The sequence below is a fragment of the Vibrio sp. Vb1980 genome (genome assembly GCF_033338615.1).
Lineage (GTDB): Bacteria > Pseudomonadota > Gammaproteobacteria > Enterobacterales > Vibrionaceae > Vibrio > Vibrio alginolyticus.
Map to the genome: position 1 here is coordinate 1 of NZ_JAWOSZ010000056.1, position 1,024 is coordinate 1,024.

Annotated in this window: 1 protein-coding gene; it reads right to left on the minus strand. The window is 38.3% G+C overall.

From position 1 onward, the window contains the following. Positions 1 to 80: 80 nt before the first annotated feature. A complete protein-coding gene (locus R7F64_RS23770) occupies positions 81 to 902 on the minus strand; it encodes a hypothetical protein (protein ID WP_318072134.1) in 822 nt (273 codons plus the stop codon). Positions 903 to 1,024: the final 122 nt, after the last annotated feature.

Below are 1,024 nucleotides of genomic sequence, written 5' to 3' on the forward strand. Positions count from 1 at the left end.
AATGCTAAGAGATGGTGTTATGTGGGATACAGATAGCCTCAAAAATTAACTATTGACGCCATAGTCTCTTGTTAGGCATTTTATATCCTGTGCTGCTGCAAATACTTTATTCCATAATGCAGAGATGCCACGCCTTCTAAAGTAACTTTGTATTTACTAATAGATCCCATTAATTCATCAGTACCTAATACGATTTCAGAGTGATACCATCTTTGCTGTTCAATTTCTGACCATAGCTTCATTTCTGCAATTGTTGCTTGCGCTTTAATTCTTTTTTCTATTAGTTCAGATTTAGATAACTCAGTAAAACCAGCATAAAAGACTTGGGGCTTTCCTCCCCTAGCGAACTCCCTGCAAACAGCCATGGGAATAAGTTCTGAAATATCATTCTTTGTCAGACCAACTTCTTCCTCTAATTCAGAGTACTTATGCTTTGTAAAGAAATTTTCAAAGCTAGTATCGGCAGAATCTGAGGGCCACTTTGCAACCCCGGACGAAGTGCAGTGAATACCACCAGGAAAGACTCCTACTTTCTTTACACGTTTAACCATATAGGGGACATATTCGTCTTCCTCTCTGTAATAAATGAGAGCTGCAATTCCAACTGTGTTAGCCATAGTTTTATCATTTAAATTAGGTAAGAGCCCTCCATAGATTCCACGCTGTAAGGACCTTAGTGAAATGCCATCATCATCCTGAGATGACCAATCTAATATTAAATTGGATTTACATTGGTCAAAGTATGATGCCTTCTGTAGTGAGAAGCTTATATTATCACCTGACTCTAAAACTTCATGAAGCCTGATCGCTCCTTCGTTATCTCTAACCCTTTGGGACTCTATAAGTTGACTGAACCCAAGGTCTGAGACTTTAGACCATTCTTGGTTTGGTGGTCGAAGCATGAACTTTCGATTGTTTATTTTAATTTCTATTTTCTTACCTTCAGGGGCTTTGTTTCCTAAATCAGGGAACTAAATCATCAGCCTACGATCTGATCAGCTAAGCTCATTCAAATAATTAGACC